The 22,281-nt window shown below is 37.2% G+C and carries 22 protein-coding genes and 1 pseudogene; 17 read left to right on the forward strand and 6 right to left on the reverse strand.

Features of this window, described 5'->3' with window-relative positions; translation table 11 throughout:
• Positions 1-32 precede the first annotated feature (32 nt).
• On the reverse strand, positions 33-134 hold the full coding sequence (locus JCM9152_RS22255; RefSeq protein WP_148296413.1) for a spore protein: 102 nt from the start codon (positions 132-134) through the stop codon (positions 33-35).
• Positions 135-305: 171 nt separating this feature from the next.
• Here JCM9152_RS22255 and JCM9152_RS01860 point away from each other — a divergent pair, with 171 nt between their 5' ends.
• On the forward strand, positions 306-554 hold the full coding sequence (locus JCM9152_RS01860) for a hypothetical protein (protein WP_035340240.1): 249 nt from the start codon (positions 306-308) through the stop codon (positions 552-554).
• A 66-nt stretch (positions 555-620) separates the two neighbouring features.
• Entirely contained in the window at positions 621-1,013 is a 393-nt protein-coding gene (locus JCM9152_RS01865) for a YppE family protein (protein WP_035340242.1), read from the forward strand.
• A gap of 67 nt (positions 1,014-1,080) precedes the next feature.
• Here the strand turns inward: JCM9152_RS01865 and JCM9152_RS01870 are convergent, their stop codons facing one another.
• Positions 1,081-1,281 (reverse strand): hypothetical protein, encoded by a 201-nt coding sequence (locus JCM9152_RS01870; RefSeq protein WP_035340244.1) that lies wholly within the window; start codon positions 1,279-1,281, stop codon positions 1,081-1,083.
• 192 nt (positions 1,282-1,473) lie between these two features.
• Between JCM9152_RS01870 and ilvA the strand changes: the two genes are divergently transcribed.
• Both ilvA and JCM9152_RS01880 read left to right on the forward strand, forming a co-directional pair.
• Entirely contained in the window at positions 1,474-2,721 is a 1,248-nt protein-coding gene (gene ilvA / locus JCM9152_RS01875) for a threonine ammonia-lyase IlvA (protein ID WP_148296414.1), read from the forward strand.
• A 44-nt stretch (positions 2,722-2,765) separates the two neighbouring features.
• The gene (locus JCM9152_RS01880; protein WP_035340248.1) at positions 2,766-3,671 is read left to right on the forward strand and encodes a chemotaxis protein; all 906 of its coding nucleotides are present in this window, start codon (positions 2,766-2,768) and stop codon (positions 3,669-3,671) included.
• Positions 3,672-3,765: 94 nt separating this feature from the next.
• Here JCM9152_RS01880 and JCM9152_RS23845 read toward each other — a convergent pair whose 3' ends face one another.
• Positions 3,766-4,914, reverse strand: coding sequence for a C40 family peptidase (locus tag JCM9152_RS23845; RefSeq protein ID WP_052015477.1), 1,149 nt, complete (start codon positions 4,912-4,914; stop codon positions 3,766-3,768).
• Positions 4,915-5,051: 137 nt separating this feature from the next.
• Between JCM9152_RS23845 and JCM9152_RS01890 the strand changes: the two genes are divergently transcribed.
• From JCM9152_RS01890 to JCM9152_RS01910, 5 genes are all read left to right on the forward strand, one after another.
• Entirely contained in the window at positions 5,052-5,576 is a 525-nt protein-coding gene (locus JCM9152_RS01890; RefSeq protein WP_035340250.1) for a type 1 glutamine amidotransferase domain-containing protein, read from the forward strand.
• A gap of 2 nt (positions 5,577-5,578) precedes the next feature.
• A complete protein-coding gene (gene rnz / locus JCM9152_RS01895) occupies positions 5,579-6,490 on the forward strand; it encodes a ribonuclease Z (RefSeq protein ID WP_035340252.1) in 912 nt (303 codons plus the stop codon).
• A 62-nt stretch (positions 6,491-6,552) separates the two neighbouring features.
• Complete coding sequence (locus tag JCM9152_RS01900) at positions 6,553-6,813, forward strand: DUF2524 family protein (RefSeq protein WP_035340253.1); 261 nt, start codon at positions 6,553-6,555, stop codon at positions 6,811-6,813.
• Positions 6,814-6,957: 144 nt separating this feature from the next.
• Positions 6,958-7,287 carry a thioredoxin family protein gene (locus JCM9152_RS01905; protein ID WP_035340255.1) on the forward strand — a complete coding sequence of 110 codons (330 nt, stop codon included), beginning with the start codon at positions 6,958-6,960 and terminating at the stop codon, positions 7,285-7,287.
• Between the two features lies 1 nt (position 7,288).
• The gene (locus JCM9152_RS01910; protein ID WP_035340257.1) at positions 7,289-7,726 is read left to right on the forward strand and encodes a BrxA/BrxB family bacilliredoxin; all 438 of its coding nucleotides are present in this window, start codon (positions 7,289-7,291) and stop codon (positions 7,724-7,726) included.
• 63 nt (positions 7,727-7,789) lie between these two features.
• Here JCM9152_RS01910 and JCM9152_RS01915 read toward each other — a convergent pair whose 3' ends face one another.
• Positions 7,790-8,512 (reverse strand): metallophosphoesterase family protein, encoded by a 723-nt coding sequence (locus JCM9152_RS01915; protein WP_035340259.1) that lies wholly within the window; start codon positions 8,510-8,512, stop codon positions 7,790-7,792.
• Between the two features lie 177 nt (positions 8,513-8,689).
• Here JCM9152_RS01915 and JCM9152_RS01920 point away from each other — a divergent pair, with 177 nt between their 5' ends.
• Genes JCM9152_RS01920 through JCM9152_RS01935 form a run of 4 tightly spaced genes read left to right on the forward strand, consistent with a single transcriptional unit; the run spans position 8,690 to position 12,029 of the window.
• Positions 8,690-9,823: a conserved virulence factor C family protein gene (locus JCM9152_RS01920; RefSeq protein WP_035340262.1), complete on the forward strand. Its 1,134-nt coding sequence runs from the start codon at positions 8,690-8,692 to the stop codon at positions 9,821-9,823.
• A gap of 6 nt (positions 9,824-9,829) precedes the next feature.
• Complete coding sequence (locus JCM9152_RS01925; RefSeq protein ID WP_035340264.1) at positions 9,830-10,039, forward strand: hypothetical protein; 210 nt, start codon at positions 9,830-9,832, stop codon at positions 10,037-10,039.
• Between the two features lie 24 nt (positions 10,040-10,063).
• Complete coding sequence (locus JCM9152_RS01930) at positions 10,064-10,540, forward strand: PH domain-containing protein (RefSeq protein WP_035340266.1); 477 nt, start codon at positions 10,064-10,066, stop codon at positions 10,538-10,540.
• Positions 10,533-12,029: a PH domain-containing protein gene (locus JCM9152_RS01935; protein WP_035340268.1), complete on the forward strand. Its 1,497-nt coding sequence runs from the start codon at positions 10,533-10,535 to the stop codon at positions 12,027-12,029. Before JCM9152_RS01930 ends, JCM9152_RS01935 begins: the two co-directional genes overlap by 8 nt.
• A 54-nt stretch (positions 12,030-12,083) precedes the next feature.
• Here JCM9152_RS01935 and JCM9152_RS01940 read toward each other — a convergent pair whose 3' ends face one another.
• Entirely contained in the window at positions 12,084-12,983 is a 900-nt protein-coding gene (locus JCM9152_RS01940) for a hypothetical protein (protein ID WP_035340270.1), read from the reverse strand.
• Between the two features lie 30 nt (positions 12,984-13,013).
• The gene (locus tag JCM9152_RS01945) at positions 13,014-14,009 is read right to left on the reverse strand and encodes a toxic anion resistance protein (protein WP_035340272.1); all 996 of its coding nucleotides are present in this window, start codon (positions 14,007-14,009) and stop codon (positions 13,014-13,016) included.
• Between the two features lie 528 nt (positions 14,010-14,537).
• Here JCM9152_RS01945 and gltB point away from each other — a divergent pair.
• From gltB to JCM9152_RS01965, 4 genes and pseudogenes are all read left to right on the forward strand, one after another.
• Positions 14,538-19,129, forward strand: a pseudogene (gene gltB / locus JCM9152_RS01950) (glutamate synthase large subunit).
• A gap of 322 nt (positions 19,130-19,451) precedes the next feature.
• Entirely contained in the window at positions 19,452-20,939 is a 1,488-nt protein-coding gene (locus tag JCM9152_RS01955) for a glutamate synthase subunit beta (protein WP_035340274.1), read from the forward strand.
• Between the two features lie 164 nt (positions 20,940-21,103).
• Positions 21,104-21,760 (forward strand): YpjP family protein, encoded by a 657-nt coding sequence (locus JCM9152_RS01960; protein WP_035340276.1) that lies wholly within the window; start codon positions 21,104-21,106, stop codon positions 21,758-21,760.
• Positions 21,761-21,906: 146 nt separating this feature from the next.
• Entirely contained in the window at positions 21,907-22,272 is a 366-nt protein-coding gene (locus JCM9152_RS01965; protein ID WP_035340278.1) for a hypothetical protein, read from the forward strand.
• The last annotated feature ends 9 nt before the right edge of the window (positions 22,273-22,281 follow it).

Raw genomic sequence — 22,281 nt, forward strand, 5'->3', positions numbered from 1 at the left:
TTTCACATTGCAAGCTTAAAAGCATGGTGAAATTATTCTGCTGGACGGTTTGGTCCACCTAGCTTTTTATCGCCTTTATTTAATTCCTTACGTTGCTTTTCCTGTTGTTTCGTTTCTTTATTGTTTTTTGTCATCTAAAGACCTCCTTTTTTATTGAAATCGTTCCATAGTTTATCCAAAAGGTAGCATCTCATACAGAATTAGCACTTTCTTTGCCGAACCAATACTAGTTTTGTCAACGTGAAAGGAAATGAATATCGTTCTATGGAATACATTTTGTACGATAAAAAGAGGAGGGTGTTAACGTGGAATATGTCATTCGCGTAAATGATCATGAACAATCGATTCAGAATTACAAAAACAACTCCCAACATGGAAACTATGTCACAGGTGCAACCATACAGTGTAAACTTGATTCAATTGAAAATCTATTTGAAGAATATGATTGTATGAGACATTTAAAGTATGAAAGAAATGTGAATCAGTTAACTGAATTTCATACAATGTTCACCAAAATGAAGAATCGATTAAAGGCATTTAATAATGAATGTTGAAAATTGATATTTCTTACGTCTTTCGATTTATCGCCACCTTTGGTATGATACAAAAAGGAGGGCGTTATGCTAGAACAAAATAAGCTAGAACAGTTAGAACGATTAACAAAAGAATTATGCATACGAAATGATGAAGCAAGAAATGATTTTATACAAGTAGTCAAAAGAGAGGGGTATGAGGTTGATTTTTACGGAAAAGTGAAACCTTTTGCTGATCAGGTGAAAGATATTAGAGACAATTGGCTTCCATTAGCTGTCGCATTCGTGCAGGAAGCTAAACCTCTACATCTTCATCCTTCTCAATTGAATCAAACAGAAGAGAATTTAGAAATTGTCGCCATTAAATCATTTTACTCAAATACAAGTAGAAAACGACAGATGGAAACTTTCAAATCAGTTGACTTTGTACTGTCACAACTATTATCCGCCATCGATCAATACAAAAAAGAGAGCTACTAGCATATCTAGTAACTCTCTTTTTATATGTACATATTCCTAACTACACGCAATCGAAGAAAATAAGTGATTATCCGTTATCACGAATTTCAAGATAGATTAAATAAATCATTGTCACAATCGATAAGATTGTAAGTGAAACAACAAGCAAGCCAGATGGTTCAGAACTAGCAGCTTCATCACCATTTTCAGCAGCTGCTGCCAGAACTTGTGCTGGTACCATACAGATTAGCATGATTATCGCTGTTGATAGCATCCATTTTAATTTCATATTCTACCCTCCTCAACCAGAACAGAAAGATCCTTCACTCTATTATAGTAAGCCGGAATTAAATAATCAATCTTATTATGACAAAATCATACAGGTTATTGAGCAACTGCTCAATGGCTTAGGGGTTCGCAAAAGAAAGTCATTGTGATACTATAGATATACTGTAGACAATGAATCGAGAGGGATAGGATCATGGGAATTTTACATATAGAAGATATTATTATTGCAAACCAACGTTTAAAGGACATTGTAACACATACGCCATTACAAAAGAATGAAGTATTGTCAGAACGTTACGACTGTAATGTATTTCTAAAAAGAGAAGACTTACAGGTCGTTCGTTCATTTAAAATTAGAGGTGCCTATTATCAAATTTCTAGCTTATCTGAAGAGGAATTAAATAATGGCATTGTTTGCGCAAGTGCTGGAAATCATGCACAAGGAGTGGCTTACTCCTGCCGAGCGTTGAAAATTCAAGGGAAAATATTTATGCCTTCAACAACTCCGAGACAAAAGGTCGACCAAGTGAAATTTTTTGGAAAGGAATTTGTTGAAGTATTACTAATTGGTGATACGTTTGATGACTCATACAACGAAGCACTCAGTTATTCTAATGACTACAATATGGCGTTTATCCATCCGTTTAATCAGGAGAAGATTGTTGCTGGACAAGGGACTGTAGGGATGGAAATCATGAATGACATCGATGACAACATCGATTATTTGTTTTCTTCAATTGGCGGAGGCGGACTTATTAGTGGCGTAGGGACTTATATTAAAAGTATTAGTCCAAGAACCCGACTTATTGGTTGTGAGCCTAGTGGCGCACCATCAATGAAGGAATCGTTAAAACAAGGAAAAGTGGTCGAGTTAGAGAAAATTGACAAATTTGTAGATGGTGCTGCTGTTAAAAGAGTCGGTGATATTCCATTTTCCATTTGTCAAAATATCCTAGATGATGTTGTGTTAGTACCTGAAGGGAAAATTTGTACAACCATTTTAGAATTGTACAACCAAAATGCCATTGTTGCTGAGCCTGCAGGAGCGATGTCAATTGCCGCGCTAGATTTTTATCGCGAAGAGATTAAAGGGAAAAATGTCGTCTGTGTGGTAAGTGGAGGCAATAATGATATTGGGCGGATGCAAGAAATGAGAGAGCGTTCTCTTATTTACGAAGGCCTACAGCACTACTTCATTGTCCAATTTCCACAACGCGCAGGTGCGTTAAGAGAATTTATATCAGATGTATTAGGTCCTGATGATGATATTACACGTTTTGAATATACGAAAAAGAATAACCGTTCAAATGGTCCAGTATTGTTAGGTGTAGAACTAAAATATGCTAGTGACTATGATCAATTAATTGATCGCTTAACAAAGAAAGGCTTTGCCTATACAGAGCTAAACAAAGATGAGAGTTTATTTCAGCTTCTGATTTAAATTTTAAGAAGTAGTTCTCTAACTTAAAGGGGAGAAGGAAAGACATGGATGAAAGCAAACAAGGAATTTTACTAGAAACAGGTACAAATGAGTTAGAAATCATTGTTTTTGAAGTCGGTACAAGCTTATTCGGAATAAATGTCTTGAAAGTGCGTGAAATTATCCCTGCCCAAACGATTACTCCGATTCCAAATAGTCACCGACATATAGAAGGAATTATTCGGTTACGTGAGGAAGTCATTACAGTAGTCAATTTAACAGATGTATTAGGCTTTGAACCTGCAAATAATTTAAATGATGATAAGTTTATCATTGCCGAATTAAATCAGTTAAAAGTAGCTTTTCGTGTTCAAGATGTTTCTCGTATACATCGAATTTCTTGGCAAGATATTCGAAAGCCTAATGAGCTTGCTCAAAATATCGAAACAGCTGCAACCGGTGTTGTAAAAGTTGAGGACGATATGATTCTACTAGTAGACTTTGAAAAGATTATCGTTGACATAAACCCTGAACGTAGCATATCTGTTCACCAAGTCAAGCAACTTGGTGAACGAGAAAGAAATAATAAAAAAATTATAGTAGCCGAAGACTCAGCTATTTTACGTAAATTAATTGGAGATACGTTGAAGGAAGCAGGCTATGATCAAGTTCAGTTTTTTGAAGATGGACAAGCACTTTGGGAGTTCTTATATAATAAAAAAGAAGACGAGAGTCTATTTGATGATCTTCAATTAGTCATTACTGATATTGAAATGCCTAAAATGGATGGACATCATTTAACGAGGCGAATAAAAGACGATGAAATATTGCAGCAGTTACCTGTTGTTATCTTTTCTTCTCTTATTACAGAAGATTTATTTTATAAAGGTAAAGGGGTCGGTGCCGATGCACAAATTAGTAAACCGCAAATTGTCGATCTCATTAAAGTAATTGATCAGCTTGTATTGTAATAATATAGAAAAAAAGTGCTAAATGGACAACCACTTTTCCGTTAGCACTTTTTTCTATAAATAAATTTGCCTCAAGAGTATGATGATAGATTTCTTAGTAACGTTTTGCACCTATATAACGCTCAGACCAATAATTTTGATCTAAACTAGATATTGTCACTCCCGTTGATGATCCGGCATGAATAAATTGCTGATCACCGATGTAGATTCCAGCATGAGAAGGCCCACTACGATATGTAGTGAAAAATACAATATCTCCAACTTGCAAACTCGAAACAGACGCTCCTTCATTGTACAAGTCGTTTGTTGTGCGCGGGACAGATACATCATGCTTCTCGAACACATATTGAATAAAGCCGCTACAATCAAAACCAGCTGTCGTTGTTCCTCCCCATGAATAAGGTGTTCCAATTAAGGAGTGGGCTGTGTCAATAACAGCAGAATGATGATGACTTTCTTTTTCCTTATTTGATTTGTCACTTGCTTCTTTATTCTCCATGTCCTCGTTATGTTTAGTCGTATTGACCTCCGATTCTATCTCATTATCAACAACCACTTCAGTAGCTTCATATTTGATAATTTCATCTGTATTGGCTAATGCTTCTTTCGTTTCAGGACCGATAATACCGTCAACTTGCAATTGATGTTTTTCTTGAAATCGTTTTACAGCTTCTTTCGTTTTCGGACCAAAAATGCCGTCAACTCCACTATAGTACCCAAACTCAGCTAACGTTTCTTGAAAGGTTTCAACTTGTTGACCTTCGTCGCCAATTTGAAACAGGTGCTGTGAGCTTCCTTTTAAAGATGATGTTTCTTCGGTTGCCGTTAATACATGATCTAAACTGTTTGGTTGCTCTTCAATCGTGAAACCACTAATCTTCGCCTCGTCAATTTTTAACTGAACTTCATTAGATTGAAGCAAATGTTTAAGAGTTTCTTCATTAGCAACTCCATTCATTTGTAACTGGTGCTGCTTCTGATAGGAAATAATCGCTAACTTCGTCAATAATCCAAATTGGCCATCTTGTTCTCCACGATAATAATCAAATGCTTTTAAATACCCTTGAAGATTGTATACAGAGTTATTTCTATCTCCAAATTGTAAAGACTGATGATGAGTCCATTTTTTGGCATGGTTAGACAGTTCCAGTTGCGGCTGATCAATGGGAAGAGAAGTAAAGGAGCTAACTGAACCAATCATCGCTGTTGAGACGAGTATAGTCCCTTTCGTTTTCGTGTTCACGATTCATTCCTCCTAAGTAAGGTCGTGGTTGTTTCTCTATTTTTATGTGGAAAAAGAAAAGATAGAACACGTGTAACAATTTTGAAAAGAAAACGAACATGTTATACTATCTATAAATAAAAAAGGAGAGTGAAGACATGCGACTACAGCATAAAAAAGTGATAGCACTTGTTGATGAAGAATTTGAAGATTTGGAACTGTGGTATCCCGTTATGCGTTTAAGAGAGGAAGAAGCAACTGTCCATTTAGTCGGACCCGAAAAAAACACAACATATATCGGGAAGTATGGTGTTCCTGCTACAACAGAGTATTCATTTTCTGAAGTGAAGGCCAATGAATATGATGGAATACTAGTTCCTGGTGGCTGGGCACCAGACAAATTACGTCGATATTCAGAGGTGCTAACGCTTGTAAAAGAAATGGATCAAGCGAAAAAGTCAATTGGACAAATTTGTCACGCTGGTTGGGTGCTTATTTCTGCAAAAATATTAGAAGGGAAAATCGTTACAAGTACACCTGGAATTCGTGATGATATGGAAAATGCAGGTGCAACTTGGAAGGATGAAGCCGTTGTCGTAGATAATCATATTATTTCAAGTCGACGGCCACCTGATTTGCCTCCATATGCAAAAGCATTTGCAGATGCACTAGTTGGAGAATAGTAATGGAGTTTCACTTTTTAGGTACGGGATCTGGAATACCATCTAAATCAAGAAATGTAAGTGGATTAGCTGTTCGTTTTTTGCAAAGAAAAGACATCTGGTTATTTGATTGTGGAGAAGCGACACAACATCAGTTATTAACCAGTTCCATTACTCTTTCAAAAATCTCGCATATATTTATTACACACTTGCATGGTGATCATATCTATGGTTTACCAGGACTTCTTTCGTCGCGCTCAGCCCAAGGTGGTCAGAGTAAATTAACGATTTATGGCCCTGAAGGAATTAAAGAATTTATTGAAACGACATTTAAAGTTTCTAAAACAACACTAGGTTATCCGATTGACTATGTCATCGTCAAAGATGATTTTAAGGCTTATGAACAAGGGATCACGATTACAGTTAAACAGCTCGATCATGTCATCGAAAGCTTCGCATATAAGTTAATTGAAGACGACAAGCCAGGTTCATTACTAGTGGATAAATTAAAAAATGCGGGTATTAAGCCAGGACCTATTTATAAAAAAATTAAAGAAGGAGAACAAGTCACATTACGTAATGGTGAAACGGTTCATCATGCTGATTATGTTAGTTCTCCAGTAAAGGGAAGGCAAGTTGTCATTGTAGGAGATACAAGACCTATAACTTCTTTAACACCATTTATCAAAAATGTCGACCTTCTTATTCATGAAGGCACATTTCTTGATGACCGACGAGAGCATGCGAAAAAGTATGGACATTCGACGATAAAAGAGGTCACTCACTTAGCAAAAAGCGCCAATGTTCAATCTCTTATTCTTACACATATTAGCTCAAGGTATGTTGATATGGAGAAGGAATTATTAAGTGAAGCTGAGATAAATTTTCCTCAAGCTATCATTGCCTACGATCATATGATTTACAAACTAATGTGAATAGAACGTATTCGTTTTGGAAAAAGTAAGCACAGTTCATCTTTAAGGAGGAGGCTGTGAATATGACTGAACGAAGTCACGTTAAGGAAGTTTTGAACCGTTTTAATCATCAAATCGAAATGGCGGAGGAAATATTTAAAAAATCTCAAACAGTTAATCGGGTTGATGAATCAGATTACATAAAGACACAAGAAAATTTACAGTCGATGCATAATGAGCTGGATACGTTAATTCGAACAGCAACGCCTGAGCAGCGTGAAGAGTTATCTCGAAAACAGCAACAAATTCGCCAACTGCAAAATCATATGATTTTAAAGCGATAATCCTTTTAAAAATAAACCGAGCACATAAATGCTTGGTTTATTTTTTGCGTAATGTTTAATATCAATCATGAAACGTGTATAGCTTAGCATAAGACAAGTATACTTATTTTTGTTACAATAGTATTGAGTATGTGAGGTGTCTTTATGATTGAATTGAACATTGAAGAAATAAACGAACGATTAACGAAGCGTGAAGATTTATTTGTATTTATTTATACACCTTTATGCGGTACATGCACGGTTGCAAAAAAAATGCTAGAAGTCGTGGAAGAAATGCTACCTATGATAAAAATATATACAATTAATATAAATCAAGCACCGACTTTTGCTCAAAAGTGGCAAGTGAAAAGTGTGCCAGCACTTTATATCTTTCAGAAAGGATTTAGTGTAAAGCAAATTTATGCATTTCATTCAATCATGCATGTACATCAGCTTTTGTTACCTTATACGTTAATAAAGAAAGGGGATATTTAACATGTCTATGGCTTACGACGAATACATGAAACAAGTTGTATTACCCATGAGATTAGAGCTTACTGAAAATGGATTCGAGGAATTAACCACTTCAGCAGAAGTCGAGTCCTATATGGAGAGTGCAGAAGGAACGACACTCGTTGTCATCAATTCCGTTTGTGGTTGCGCCGCTGGATTAGCACGTCCTGCGGCAGTTACGTCCCTTCAACATGATCATACTCCCGATCATCTAGTAACTGTGTTTGCTGGACAGGACAAGGAGGCCACTGCTCGGATGCGCGAATATATTGGTGATATACCACCATCTTCACCATCTATGGCTTTATTTAAAGGGAAGGACCTTGTTCATTTTATTCCAAGAGAGCAAATCGAAGGCGTTGAACCAATGGATATTATTCGTAATCTAGCACTTGCTTATAACGAATATTGTCAATCATAAAAGAATGAAAAGGGATGTCCAACCAATAAAACACATTGGTAGACATCCCTTTCGTATTGAAAATTATGGTCTTACGCCATAAAAAATAACTGGTGCCATCGTTTGCGTATTCGGATAGCCAGCTTGTTTGTAAATTTCTACGACATGCTCTCGGTTATACGGAACACGATTTAAATGTAAGCGGTGTCGACCTTCCTCAACTTCTGCTACTAAATAAGAGGCGAGGGGATGACCATCAAATGGTAAGCCAACGCTACCGACGTTCACGACATTCTTTCCATGAATCGAGCGAATATACGGGTGATGAATATGACCATATACATACAAATCTGCGTCATCACGCTGCATTAAATTGTTTTCGATCTTATCTGTTTCATCTGGTAAAACGACATCAAACAGACTTGTTGGAGTCGCATGAAAGGCATGAATGATCGTATCCACTCCTTCATCAAGAACGAGTTCAGTAGGCAATTGGTCTAAATAATCTAAATCACTTTGATTTAAGCGCTTTAGAGTCCAGTCACGCTCCTGGTTCATCATGTCTAATGCTTGCTTCGGAACTTCTCCTTCTTTAAATCCACGTACAAGCCACTCATCAGCATTCCCTTTTATGACTTTTGCATTTAAGGATTGCACCGTTTCCAATACTCGTTTTGGTTCAGGTCCTCGGAAGCATAAATCACCTAAAATACAAATCTTATCGACTTGTTGTTGACGAACATCTTGTAGGACAGCTTCCAATGCTGTTGCATTTCCATGAATGTCAGATAAAAAAGCTATTCTCAATAGAAAAACCTCCCTTTTTTCTATTATAACAGACTATTAATAGTATACAGTAAATCATTCCTTTTACATATACTTTTAAAACATCATTTTTGCCAGTTCGAGCGGAAGGGTGGCATAGATAGAAATCGTATGATAAAGTAAAACCAAATGAAGAATTGGAAATTGGAGGTATTCGACATGCACATTCAATCAATTGAACCTACACCTAGCCCGAATACAATGAAACTAACATTAAGCGAAAGCTTGGGCGATAGTACTAGAAATTCTTATACAGTAAAAAATAAAGAAGAAGCGCCAAGTTATATACAACAATTATTTGACATTGATGGTGTAAAAGGTGTCTATCATGTAGCGGATTTCATAGCCATTGACCGTCATCCCAAAAAAGATTGGAAGCAAATATTGCCTAAAGTAAGAGAAGTATTTGGTGAAGACCAAGCAAGTGATTCTTCTGAAGAATCAGGTGTGAATGAACACTTTGGAGAAGTAAATGTTTTCGTGCAAATGTTTAAAGGCATTCCAATGCAGATTAAATTAACAGATGGAGAGCAAGAGAAACGAGAAGGCTTGCCTGATAGATTCACCGAAGCCATAACAAAGGTACAAAAACCAGAAGATAACGTTGTACTAGAGCGTAAATGGGTAGAGAAGGGTGTTCGCTATGGCGAATTGGATCAAGTAGCGAAAGAGGTCGCTGATGAGTTAGCCGCTGCATATTCAAGTGAAAGACTTCAAGCTTTAATTGCATTAGCTAGTGGTAATCCAACTGAAAAAGAAGCAGCGTTTGCAAGTCGATTTATTGAGGTTACACCAGAAATGTTAAATGAAGATGACTGGAAGAAGCGTTATGCTGTTTTAGAACGAATGGATCCAAAGGAAAAGGATATTCCTGTTTTAGAAAAAGCATTAGATGATGAAAAAGCTTCTATAAGACGATTAGCAACCGTTTATTTTGGTATGATTGAAAAAGATTCCGTTTTGCCTTACTTATACAAAGCATTAAAGGATTCTTCCGTTACGGTACGCAGAACAGCTGGTGACTGCTTATCAGATATCGGGAGTGATGCAGCAATCCCTGCTATGATTGAAGCGCTCGAAGATAAAAATAAACTAGTGAGATGGAGAGCAGCTATGTTTTTATATGAAGTAGGTAATGAAACTGCCATTCCAGCATTAAAAAAGGCGGAAGCTGATGAAGAATTTGAAGTTGCATTACAAGTGAAAATGGCGTTAGAACGCATTGAAGGTGGTCAAGAAGCAAAAGGATCAGTTTGGAAACAAATGACAGACGCAAGAAAGCATGAAGGGTAGATTGCGATGAAAAAACAAGACATTCTCAATGAATTAAAGAATCGAAAATTAGATGACATCGTTGAATTAATTGAAGATGCAGAATCCGGTGATTTAGAAGAGTTAGAAGTCGTCCAATCAGTAGGCTTATTATACGACCAAACGTTAAATCAAGAAGTAATACATCTATTAAAAGAACTCGGTGTTACGATTATTTATATAAAAGATGAGGAGTAAACTAGAGGAGTAGGAGGAAGAAACTTGAGAGAAAAGCCAACCGAAACACTTCCAGAGAAAGCACTACCTTTGTTTCGTTTACAAGCTGCTATACAGTGCATCATAACAGCCCTCGTACCAATTGGGTACGGGGTACTATTATATTTCTTTTCTTTCCCTTTTTGGATTCTATGGATTTTGATTGCTACATGGATGATTCATATGATATTTACCGTAATAGTATTTCCACCTATCAAGTGGAAGCGCTGGAGCTATGAAGTGTTAGGAGAAGAAATAGATTTACAATATGGTGTTATCATTATGAAAAGAACACTCGTTCCTATGGCTCGTGTCCAACATGTTGATACCGTTCAAGGTCCGTTATTGAAGAAGTATCAACTGTCGGCTGTGACGATTTCAACAGCTGCTACTGTTCATACGATCCCAGCACTTTCTCAAGAAGTCGCTGATCATTTACGTGATCAAATAGCAGCACTTGCGGCGGTGGCAAAAGATGACTGAGTTAAAGCGTATGCACCCTGCAACCATTTTCATTTCAGCTGTATTAGCCCTAAAAGAATTTATACTACCTATTATTATTAGTTTGTTTATTGGTACAACGACAAACCCAATAGGATTTTTTCGATTTGAATACATATGGATTTTTCTTTTAGTTGTTGCCATATTATCAGGACTTTTAAGATGGATTTTCTTTAAATATCGTGTTAGCGAAGGTCTATTATATATTCAACACGGTGTTTTCATCCGAAAAAAACGGTTTATATACCAGCATAAAGTTCAAAGTATCGATATAACTGCCGGATTATTCCAACGGTTGTTCGGGCTCGTTAAACTAAAAGTAGAGACTGCTGGTGGGGGATCTGAACCAGAAGTCTCATTGCTTGCGATTCAGAAAGAAGAAGCAATAAATATTAGACAATACTTAAAGAAAAGCTTTCGTGAAGAAGCGAATGATCACACAACTAGTATGAGTGAAGAGATTAATGATGAAGCAGAACATAAAGGGCACGCAGTTACAGAAGAGCAGCCTGAATTTCAGTGGCACTTAACAAACTTACGGCTATGGATTTCTGCACTTACTTCAAGTGGAATTGGATTAACTTTGTCGGCTGTATTCGTCTTATTAGGTCAAGTAGAACAATTCCTACCTGAAGCTATCTATGATCGAGTATTTTCATTTTTTCGTGATAGCGGTCTGTGGCTTCTTCTTTTCCTCTTATTTGCCGGTTTCTTACTGGCGTGGCTCATATCCATTGGAGCACATATGTTGAAATACGGTAGTTTTAAAATCGAGAAATATGGAAATGAATTGGTTATTTCGCGTGGGATCATCGAAAAACGCCAATTAACAATTGCTTTAAATCGTGTAACAGCCATTTCAATTGAGAAATCGATTTTAAGACAACCGATTGGATTTGCGACAGTCTATGTCGAATGCGCCGGTGGGGGAAGTATGGATGAACAACTTTCGACTGTTATTTTACCAATCATCCGCCCTAAAGAGATTCAAGCCATCTTCGCAGAGGTTTTACCACATTATGAAATGAATCACACTTTAAATTCCATTCCAAAGCGAGCTATTTTCCGCGCCATGAGAAGAATGTCATGGTTGCCGATTGTCGTAACTTCCATAACTTGTTATTTCACATCTTACGGTTATTGGGGAATTGTAATCATTCTTCTTTCGCTGCTTTTAGGCTACTTACAATACCGCGATGGAGCAACATCGATTAATGGAGATTTCATTTGTTTTCGCTTTCGACTGTTAAAACAAACAACGGTCATTTCAGAAAAGAAGAAAATACAATCAATGGAAAGTCACATTTCCTTTTTTCAAAAACGCAAAAGGTTAGCTTCGATCCAATTTTCAGTTCTTTCATCCATTACTGGCAGAACATATAAAGTTGTTGATCAGGATGAGGAGAACGTACAGAGATTATTAGAATGGTATTCAAAAGAGAGCAGTGAGAAAGATGTTCGTTCGTCGTAACATCTTTCTCATTTTTTTGAGCAAGAAAAGACGCTGTCGCGTATTTCTTAACAATTAGGAATTGCGATCATATCGCATTGATTGGAGCTTAAATAACTGGTCCATTCGAGTGACTCTCTCTTTTTCTAGTTTTTCTTTGTAATCGATAAGAGTCAATTCCATTTTAAACAGTGTTAAATAAACGTTCTCCTTTTGCTCAAGTTGATGCTTAGTTGATAATGAAATATACGTATGTAACAAGGAAGGAATATCTTCCCTAAGCATTCGTCGAACGATGTGCTTTTCCTCAAAATCAAGCATCATAAAGTCATCAGCTAACAAAGAGGAATGCTCCAAAATACGTTGTAATCGGTGTTCAATCGAAGGATCTACTTGAAACTTTGAGAGTAATTGCTTATATCTTTTCGCTTCATCAAGTAATAAATGTAATTGATTATGATCACTCGTTTTTAAAAGTTGCTCTTGCTGTTGAAGTAATGATTTAGGCGTTTCCGTTAATGTCGAAAGATCGTTTGATAAAACTGAGTCCAAATAGTGAATTCGATAAAATAGTGTTTGAAATAAAGGAGAATCTTTTATAGAGCGTGTTTGTGAGCGACCGTCTTTTAAATAGTGTATCGAGGCTTCCTTGCAAACACCGACTCCATTAACTGCCTTTATATACTTTCTATAGCAAATTATCGTAATTCTCTTCTTAATCGGTGCTGTCGAATGCTTCGTATCAGTCATAATTACTTGAATGGTCGGTTGCTTCATCTTTACCTTAATCGACCACTCACGCTGCTTTCGTTTAATGACCTTAGTCGATTTTGGCTTGTTTTCGGCAATGCGCACTAATAGCTCTTCTGTATCTTCAATTAAGCGTCTTGTAACGGAATCACGAATTAAATGTTCTTCAACAGGCTTTTTATGAGCTGGTGTAAAAAAAGATCGTAATTCTTCCATCATCCCCATGTTTAACCACCTCCAGAGCCCAACAATTCATTATGGTAAAAGTTTTGTTTTCATCTCTTTGTTTAATTGATCTAATTCCGCGATAAATTGCTGACCTGTTTGAATAATCCGATCATTTGATTGCTCTGTAAGTTCAATCGCCTCAAAGACATTTTCATATGCTTTTCGGAATGATTCGAGAGCAATTGCTGGTTCTTCCATCGTCTTTAATGTCTCTTCTGTATTTGACTTTAATAGTTCAGAGTTAGAGAGCAGCATTGATTCCGTAGCTTCATTTACATTTTTAACCGCGTTAATAACCTTTTGTTGATTGGCCAGAGCCATTTGAATCGATGCCGATACAGTAATAACATTCTTAGTCATTGTAATAGCATTGAAAATAGCCTCTTCTAATTTACCATTGTTTTCCTTAATTAAATCAACAGAAGCAAGTGACTGTTGCAAAACCATAACAGCCTGTGACATATTTTTAACTCGTGAGACTACTTTTAGTTGACCTTTTTTGATTTCATTAATCATTTGAGAATCTTGCTCATGTTCTAGCTTCTCATTTAACATCGTTTGTAACGTTTGACCTGTTTCAATTTGCTTGTTTAATTTGTCGATTCGTTCAATGGCTACTTCTTTCAATTGCTCAAGCATAACATTATCTTCTTGCAACTTATCCTTTCCAGTTAATAGCCCTTCAACAATTTGCTCAACCTGAGCTTCAACTGTTTGATATTTTTTAGCATATTGTTCGATCGGATTACGTCGTAGCAATTTACTCATCCATTTTTTCGCTTTACTATCTTTAAGGTGTGTTGGTTCTAGCTGACTTACCGTTTCTTTCAATTCGTGAAGCTTAGTAGGGAGCGTGTTATTTTGATCTTTCATCATTTCTTTCACTGGGCGTTTTAAAGCCTCTAATGATTCACCTGCTTCTTTTTGCTCAGTTTCCCCAAGCTGGTCCAGTGTTGAAAGAACTTTAGCCAACTCCTCATCATTATACTTCATATCTTGATTCATTTCGTTATTGGAACTCATCAAATTCCTCCTATATTCAACAAAGTATGTCACTTTCTATTATGATTGATTTTTTCAATTAAGACAATGTTCACAACTTATGAATACGCATATAATTAATGAAGAGAAATTACAAGCAACGAATTTCGTGATATACTACGAGAATATCACACTTGTTTTACTTCGTTTGTTTTCCAATCACTTTATCTTCAACTAATAAACAGAAGTTACACTTTCAAACTCAATTAATCGTTCGTACTTGAACAAATGTCTTTCTCCAATATACTTTTTCCAAAAACCAACCAACACGAATATAATTGTATATTTATTCATATTCAATGTATAGAGAGAACAAAACCAAATGAAATATGCATCATTTCATCATTTCATAAACCCCTTAATACAGCAATACAGTAATCGCTTTCAGTGATTATGAATAAAAAAAATAATTTGCCGAAATGTCAGAAAAATGATATGATCCTGTATATTAGCTCATTTATTAAGGGAGAGTTGATTGCGTTTTTATTTTTTGGAGAAAGGTTGATGCCAATGCGGTACACACAATTCCCGAAGAAACAAGGCTTATATGATCCGCAATTCGAACACGACAATTGTGGGATCGGCTTTTTAGCTCACATGAAAGGGAAACAGTCGCATAAAGTAGTTCAAGATGCTCTTCACATTCTACGAAATCTCGAGCATCGTGGTGGTCAAGGTGATGAAGTAAATACAGGAGATGGTGCAGGTATTCTTCTACAAATCCCGCATCGTTTTTTCAAAAAGACTTGCATTGAGAGTGGAATAAACCTTCCAAATCAAGGTGAGTACGGAGTTGGGATGCTATTTTTGCCACAGGATGAAGAAGCGAGAGGAGCATGTGAAAAGGAATTAGAAGCCATCATAGCAGAAGAGAATCAAGAACTCATTGGCTGGCGCACTGTTCCTGTTGATGATTCGATGCTTGGTAATGCGGCAAAAGCAGCTATGCCATTTATTCGTCAATTATTTATTAAGAAAAATGATTATAAAATGACAGAAGTAGATTTTGAAAGGCAGCTCTATGTCATTCGTAAACGTGCAGAACGTGAAATAGGATCAAAGGTTGCTGAAGAAGAATCGTTTTATTTTACTAGCTTTTCAAGTCGTACGATCGTTTATAAAGGGATGCTTACGACCGAGCAAGTAAATCAATTTTATCTCGACTTAAATGATCAAACGTTTGAGTCTGCCATTGCTCTCGTTCATTCACGCTTTAGTACAAATACATTCCCAAGTTGGGAAAGGGCGCATCCAAATCGTTACATGATTCATAATGGCGAAATTAACACAATTAGAGGAAACGTTAACTGGATGCACGCACGTGAGGCAAAGTTCACCTCAGATGTATTTGGTAAAGATTTGAGCAAAGTGCTACCAGTTGTTGATAAAGATGGTTCTGACTCTTCTATGTTTGATAACACGTTAGAGTTTTATCATTAGCAGGACGTTCAATGACACATGCTGCGATGATGATGATTCCCGAACCATGGCAAAATGATACACATATGAGTCCTGAGAAGAAGGCTTTTTACCAGTATCATAGTACGTTAATGGAACCTTGGGATGGTCCAACTGCAATAGTCTTCACTGATGGAAAACAAATTGGAGCTTCACTTGACCGTAATGGTCTTCGTCCATCACGTTATTATGTGACGAAAGATGATTATATTATTATGTCTTCTGAAGTGGGTGTTCTTGATGTGAAGCCTGAAAATGTACTAGCAAAAGAACGTTTACATCCAGGTCAAATGCTTCTAATTGATACAGTTGAAGGACGTATTATTCCTGATGAAGAAATTAAGAATGAAATGGCAAAAGAAAAGCCTTATAAGGACTGGGTCGATCAACATTTAGTCGAATTGGAAGATGTATTGGAAACGGCTCACGTCGATAATACTGATTTTAAATCATTAGAGTTACGTCAATTAGCATTTGGCTATACGTATGAAGAATTGTCGAAGATGATTCAACCTATGGTCAAGGATGGCGTCGATCCAATTGGTTCAATGGGGTACGATTCACCACTTGCAGTATTATCTAAAAAACCACAATTACTATACAATTATTTTAAGCAGTTATTTGCGCAAGTAACGAATCCTCCAATCGATGCTATTCGTGAAGAAGTCGTTACTGCAATTGGAACAACTATTGGTAAAGAGCGTGACCTTTTAAATCCAGACCCTGAGAGCTGTCGTCACATTCATTTGCCGTATCCAATTATTAACAATGAGGAATTGGCTAAGCTTAAGCACAATAAAATGGAAGGCTTTAAGTCGATCACACTTTCGATTACTTTTGATTGCTCGAAAGAAAATCAGCTAGAATCTGCGCTAGAAACTTTATTTACACAAGCTGATCAAGCGATTAAAGATGGTCATACGTTGCTAATTTTAAGTGATCGTGATGTAAATGGTCAAAACGCACCAATTCCAGCATTACTTGCTGTAGGGGGATTACATCACCATTTAATTCGTCAAGGAACACGAACGGACGTTAGTATTTTACTAGAATCAGGCGAACCAAGAGAAGTTCACCATTTTTCTGTTTTACTTGGATATGGTGCCGAGGCTGTTAACCCTTACCTTGTGTTCGATTCTATTGATGGCTTAATTCAAGACGGATTACTTGAAGACATCTCATATATTGAAGCTGTGAACAAATACATTAAATCAGCTGCTAAAGGCATTATGAAAGTCCTTTCTAAAATGGGTATTTCAACGATTCAAAGTTATAGAGGAGCGCAAATTTTTGAAGCGGTTGGAATTTCTCCATCTGTTGTCGATAAGTATTTCACTTGGACAACAACACGTATTGGTGGAGTTAATTTAGAAACGATTGAAAAAGAGGTACGCGCACGACATAAGAGAGCTTATTCAGAGCAAGAAGGCGTGGATAAAGCATTGGATCCAGGGGATGATTTACAATGGCGTCGTAATGGTGACCCACACCAATATAACCCGCACACGATTCATATGCTACAAAATGCATGTCGTTCAACAAACTATGAGCTATTTAAGAAATATACAAAGGCTATCAATGAACAGTCTAAAGAACAAACGACTTTACGTGGCTTATTAGCGTTTAAAACCGGACAAAACTCAATTTCAGTCGATGAAGTAGAACCTATTGAAGAGATTGTGAAACGATTCCGCACCGGAGCAATGTCTTTTGGTTCTATCTCACAAGAGGCTCATGAAACATTGGCGATTGCTATGAACCGCCTAGGGGGAAAAAGCAATACTGGTGAAGGCGGGGAAGATCCAGATCGTTTTACACGTGATGAAAACGGTGATTTGCGTCGTAGTTCAATTAAACAGGTTGCATCCGGTCGATTTGGTGTAACGAGTCATTACTTAGTTAATGCCGATGAAATCCAAATCAAAGTGGCACAAGGCGCAAAACCTGGTGAAGGTGGTCAATTACCTGGTAATAAAGTATATCCTTGGGTAGCAGAAGTACGTGGATCAACTCCAGGGGTTGGGCTTATTTCTCCTCCACCACATCATGACATATACTCGATTGAAGATTTAGCAGAGCTCATTCATGATTTAAAAAATGCAAATCCTTCAGCAAAAGTAAGTGTTAAACTAGTCGCTGGTACCGGTGTTGGTACAATTGCTGCTGGTGTAGCAAAAGGTCGAGCAGACGGTATTATTATTAGTGGTTATGATGGCGGTACAGGCGCTGCTGCCAGAACAAGTATTAAGCATACTGGATTACCATGGGAAATCGGACTCGCTGAAACACATCAGACCTTATTATTAAATAATTTACGCAACCGTGTAACATTAGAAACGGACGGTAAATTAATGACTGGACGAGACGTTGCTATTGCGGCAATGCTTGGTGCAGAGGAGTATGCCTTCTCGACTGCTCCGCTAGTCGTCTTAGGATGTATTATTATGCGTGTCTGTCATTTAGACACCTGTCCGGTAGGTATTGCGACTCAAAACCCAGAGCTTCGTAAGAAATATATGGGTAAGCCTGAGCATGTTGAAAACTTCATGAAATTTATCGCTCAAGAAATACGTGAAATTATGGCTGAACTAGGTATTCGTAAATTAGATGACCTAATCGGTCGTACAGATCTTCTTGAAGTAAATAAAAATATTGAAAATGATAAAGCAAAACAAGTTGATTTATCAAACTTATTATATAAGCCAACGTCTGATTCACAAGAACGTCAATATAAGACGAAGGAGCAAGATCATCAACTTGAGCAATCGCTCGATCAGCGTGAACTATTACCTGTCAGTCAACCAGCAATTTTAAATGGAGAAAAGGTAAAAGGAACCTACCTTGTACGCAATATTGACCGCGTGGTCGGTACGATTGTTGGAAGTGAGATAAGTAAACGATATGGCGCTAAAGGATTACCTGATGATACCATTACGTTTGATTTCAAAGGGTCTGCTGGTCAAAGCTTTGGAGCGTTTGTACCAAACGGGATGACCATGCGTCTTGAAGGAGATGCCAATGATTATCTTGGTAAAGGGTTATCAGGTGGTAAGATTATTGTGTATCCTCCAACGAACGCCGATCTAAAGGCTGATGATCATATTATAATTGGGAACACGACTTTCTACGGTGCTACGAACGGAGAAGCTTATATAAACGGTATAGCTGGTGAACGTTTTGCTGTTCGTAACTCAGGAGTGAAAGTTGTTGTTGAAGGAGTCGGTGATCACGGACTTGAGTACATGACTGGTGGAGTTGTTGTCAACTTAGGAAAAGTTGGGAAAAACTTCGCTGCAGGGATGTCTGGTGGAGTCGCTTATGTATACGATCCGTATGGTACGTTTAGTGAGCACTGTAACCAAGAGATGGTGTTGCTAGAATCAGTTTCATCACAAGAAGATGTCGAACAGCTTAGAACATTACTTGAAAATCATCAGAATTACACAAGTAGTGAAAATGCTACATTCATTCTTGGAAATTGGGCTGATGAAGTTTCAAAATTTGTTAAAGTCATCCCTAAAGATTACAAAAGAATGCTTGCAGCAATTGAGCGTGTTAAGCAGGATGGTTTAACTGGACTTGATGCGGTTATGGTAGCATTTGATGAAAATAAAAATGACAAATCTCGTGTAAGCGGGAAGTAGGAACAACTTGTGCCAAGTTAGAGGGAGATGAAGGGACATAGCGAACGTGTTTAACTTGAGAATCTAGACTATGTGCGAACGCAGCGAAGGTAATATACGTAGACTCCTGTTGGATGAAAAGAGGAGAACTCGCAGAACTAGGCTCATGAAGCCTCCTGCGGAATACGAAGTCTATTTCGAGAACGATTTATTTGCACCTCTGTCTATTTGTTCGAATTCTCATTTATGAAAACACTTATGTCCCAGACTCATGCTCTCATATGCACGTTCCTATGAGAACCTTTTTTGAAAAAGGGGAAAGAAAGAGATTGGAGTGAATGCGATGGGGAAGCCAACAGGATTTCTTGAATATAAGAGAGAAAACCCAACCAAAAAAGATCCATTTGAACGTACGAAAAGTTGGAAAGAGTTCCAACTATTAATGCCTGAACCAGCTTTACGCCAACAAGGAGCACGTTGTATGGATTGTGGTGTACCATTTTGCCAAACTGGCACAACGATGGACGGATCTGATGAAATTGGGTGCCCAGTTTATAATTTAATTCCTGAATGGAACGACTTAGTTTATCGTGGCAAATGGAAGGAAGCTCTTGACCGTCTTCATAAAACAAATAATTTTCCTGAATTCACTGGACGAGTTTGTCCAGCACCTTGTGAAGGATCCTGTACTGTAGCTATTAGTGATGACCCAGTCACAATTAAAAGTATCGAATACCACATTGTAGAGCGAGGATTCCAGGAAGGGTGGATTAAACCCCAGCCTCCTGCTAATCGAACAGGCAAAAAAGTAGCAGTCGTCGGTTCAGGTCCAGCTGGACTAGCTGCCGCTCAACAATTAAACAAAGCGGGTCATCTTGTAACCGTATTTGAACGCGAGGATCGAATTGGAGGCTTATTAACATACGGTATACCAGATGTTAAGTTAGCTAATGACATCGTCGAACGTAGAATCTCTATTTTAAAAGCAGAAGGGATTTCCTTTAAAACAAATACTGAAATTGGAAAAGATATTTCAGCTAAAGAATTACATGATCAATTTGATTCCGTCATTCTTTGTACAGGCGCTACAAAACCTCGTGATGTGGAAGTTGAAGGACGAAACTTAAAAGGCATTCATTTTGCTATGGATTTCTTAACAGAAAATACAAGAAGCTTGCTTAATTCAGAGCACAAAGATGGCAATTATATTTCTGCTCAAGACAAACATGTTATTGTAATTGGCGGAGGGGATACAGGGGTAGACTGTATTACTACGTCAGTTCGTCATGGCGCTGCTTCTATAACGCAATTTGACATAAATAGCGAGAAGACAAATGAAAGATCTGAAAGCAATCCATGGCCACTATTTCCTATTGTGCATACAGTAGAAGATGGTCAAAAGGAAGCCATTGCAGTCTATGGGAAGGATCCTCGTAGCTATCAAGTGAGCACAACTAAATTTGTTGGTAACGAGAATGGCCAAGTAACAGAGCTTCATACCATTTGTGTAGATACAACGATTGATGCAAGTGGTCGTAAAGTACGTACTCCGATTCCTGGAACGGAAAAAGTCTGGAAGGCAGATTTAATCTTATTAGCAGTTGGTTTCACGGGTCCAGAGGAGCGTATTATCGAAGAACTATCATTACAAACGACAGGTCGATCAACAATTGATGCTGAATATGGAAAGTATTCAACGAATGTTCCTGGTGTGTTTGCAGCTGGTGATAATCGCCGAGGACAAAGTTTAGTCGTTTGGGCTATTCATGAAGGTCGTGAAGCAGCAAGAGAATGTGATCGCTATTTGATGGGAAGCTCTAATCTACCTTAATAGTTTATGAGAAAAAACGGCAATGCAATTCAATTGCCGTTTTTTGTTGCCAACATCCTCAATATATAATTAGAATGGTAAGACTTTTACTCAAAAAAATGTGGCGCTTTCATAGAATTCATGAGAAAATATAAGAAATGAACTCATGAAAGGACGTCATACACGTGATTAAATTGATGAAAAGAAGCCTTATTCTTTCATCAGTCCTTCTATCATTTGGGTTAGCTACTTCAGTTGATTTACAACAAGCGATTGCTGCTGAGTTAAATGATAAAGTAGATAAAACTCATGATGAAGCTGATGAAAAGCTCATTTATAAAATAAATCATCATGATTATGAATTGTATACAGATGTATTACCTGTACGAACAGATTGCTATATTCACCGTGATGTCGAATCGTCACTTTTATTAAGTGATTATATTGCCAATCAAGCAATTGAACAAGGAATGACAAAATTCGGATCAGCTATTTCAGACAATATTGCTAAACAATACAAAACTGAAATTATACCGAAGTTTAAAGAGGTTATAAGTGATACGACGAAAGGTTTTTCAACAAATGACTGGGTAACTTTAAAGTGGTCAACTCAACCATCAAGTGGCCTTGGAGAAAAAATCATTCATTTATACAATGGAGATTCAGGAAAGGATATACTTCGATTTCACGTACGTAGAGATCAACGTCCAAAACAAGGTTACTATTTTAACTTTCATTACCATACGATGTTCGATAATTATGAATCACATAATGAGTTAGGTATCGTTTATTGGGGAAAAGATATGCCACCCCAATGGAGTTCTGACACTCATGATGTATAGTACATTTGATGAATCCTCATTTTAATCATGAGGATTTTTTCTAATTCTAAGCAAATTGACGAAATTGTGATTCCTTTCACCTAAATGTGACAAAAGTTGTGTACAATGGTAGAATGTTAGATATACATAATAGGTGGTGATCGATAATGAAAAAACAACTCGCATTATTAATAACAACATTTATTGCATTTATCGGAATTTGGGTGTTAGTCATTATGCAAATGACGAATCATCAATTAGATTATAGTCAAGAATCACCTATGCATGGATCTGAATTTGAGGAAATAACGTTAGATAAAGCAGATAATAAAGAGAATGAGACTGCCTTTAAAGATGAAGAGGGAAGTACAAACAAAGAAGATGACGAAATAGTTATCACAGTGAGCGACAACGAAGGCTCTTATCTTGCTAACGAAACGATTGATTTGTCAAATTATGATTTTAGCGATATTTCAGCACGAGACGGGGTTCCTATCGATGGAATCTTAGAGAAAATTGGCATCGCTGAATAACTATTTTAT

This window comes from Halalkalibacter hemicellulosilyticusJCM 9152 (assembly GCF_000513115.1).
GTDB lineage: Bacteria > Bacillota > Bacilli > Bacillales > Bacillaceae_D > Halalkalibacter > Halalkalibacter hemicellulosilyticus.

Excerpts from the sequence above, each read along its gene's own strand:
- JCM9152_RS22255 (WP_148296413.1), bottom strand. The coding sequence starts at position 134 with ATGACAAAAAACAATAAAGAAACGAAACAACAGGAAAAGCAACGTAAG.
- JCM9152_RS01865 (WP_035340242.1), top strand. The coding sequence starts at position 621 with ATGCTAGAACAAAATAAGCTAGAACAGTTAGAACGATTAACAAAAGAA.
- JCM9152_RS01870 (WP_035340244.1), bottom strand. The coding sequence starts at position 1,281 with ATGAAATTAAAATGGATGCTATCAACAGCGATAATCATGCTAATCTGT.
- ilvA (WP_148296414.1), top strand. The coding sequence starts at position 1,474 with ATGGGAATTTTACATATAGAAGATATTATTATTGCAAACCAACGTTTA.
- JCM9152_RS01880 (WP_035340248.1), top strand. The coding sequence starts at position 2,766 with ATGGATGAAAGCAAACAAGGAATTTTACTAGAAACAGGTACAAATGAG.
- JCM9152_RS01890 (WP_035340250.1), top strand. The coding sequence starts at position 5,052 with ATGCGACTACAGCATAAAAAAGTGATAGCACTTGTTGATGAAGAATTT.
- rnz (WP_035340252.1), top strand. The coding sequence starts at position 5,579 with ATGGAGTTTCACTTTTTAGGTACGGGATCTGGAATACCATCTAAATCA.
- JCM9152_RS01900 (WP_035340253.1), top strand. The coding sequence starts at position 6,553 with ATGACTGAACGAAGTCACGTTAAGGAAGTTTTGAACCGTTTTAATCAT.
- JCM9152_RS01905 (WP_035340255.1), top strand. The coding sequence starts at position 6,958 with ATGATTGAATTGAACATTGAAGAAATAAACGAACGATTAACGAAGCGT.
- JCM9152_RS01910 (WP_035340257.1), top strand. The coding sequence starts at position 7,289 with ATGTCTATGGCTTACGACGAATACATGAAACAAGTTGTATTACCCATG.
- JCM9152_RS01920 (WP_035340262.1), top strand. The coding sequence starts at position 8,690 with ATGCACATTCAATCAATTGAACCTACACCTAGCCCGAATACAATGAAA.
- JCM9152_RS01925 (WP_035340264.1), top strand. The coding sequence starts at position 9,830 with ATGAAAAAACAAGACATTCTCAATGAATTAAAGAATCGAAAATTAGAT.
- JCM9152_RS01935 (WP_035340268.1), top strand. The coding sequence starts at position 10,533 with ATGACTGAGTTAAAGCGTATGCACCCTGCAACCATTTTCATTTCAGCT.
- JCM9152_RS01940 (WP_035340270.1), bottom strand. The coding sequence starts at position 12,983 with ATGGGGATGATGGAAGAATTACGATCTTTTTTTACACCAGCTCATAAA.
- JCM9152_RS01945 (WP_035340272.1), bottom strand. The coding sequence starts at position 14,009 with ATGAGTTCCAATAACGAAATGAATCAAGATATGAAGTATAATGATGAG.
- JCM9152_RS01955 (WP_035340274.1), top strand. The coding sequence starts at position 19,452 with ATGGGGAAGCCAACAGGATTTCTTGAATATAAGAGAGAAAACCCAACC.
- JCM9152_RS01965 (WP_035340278.1), top strand. The coding sequence starts at position 21,907 with ATGAAAAAACAACTCGCATTATTAATAACAACATTTATTGCATTTATC.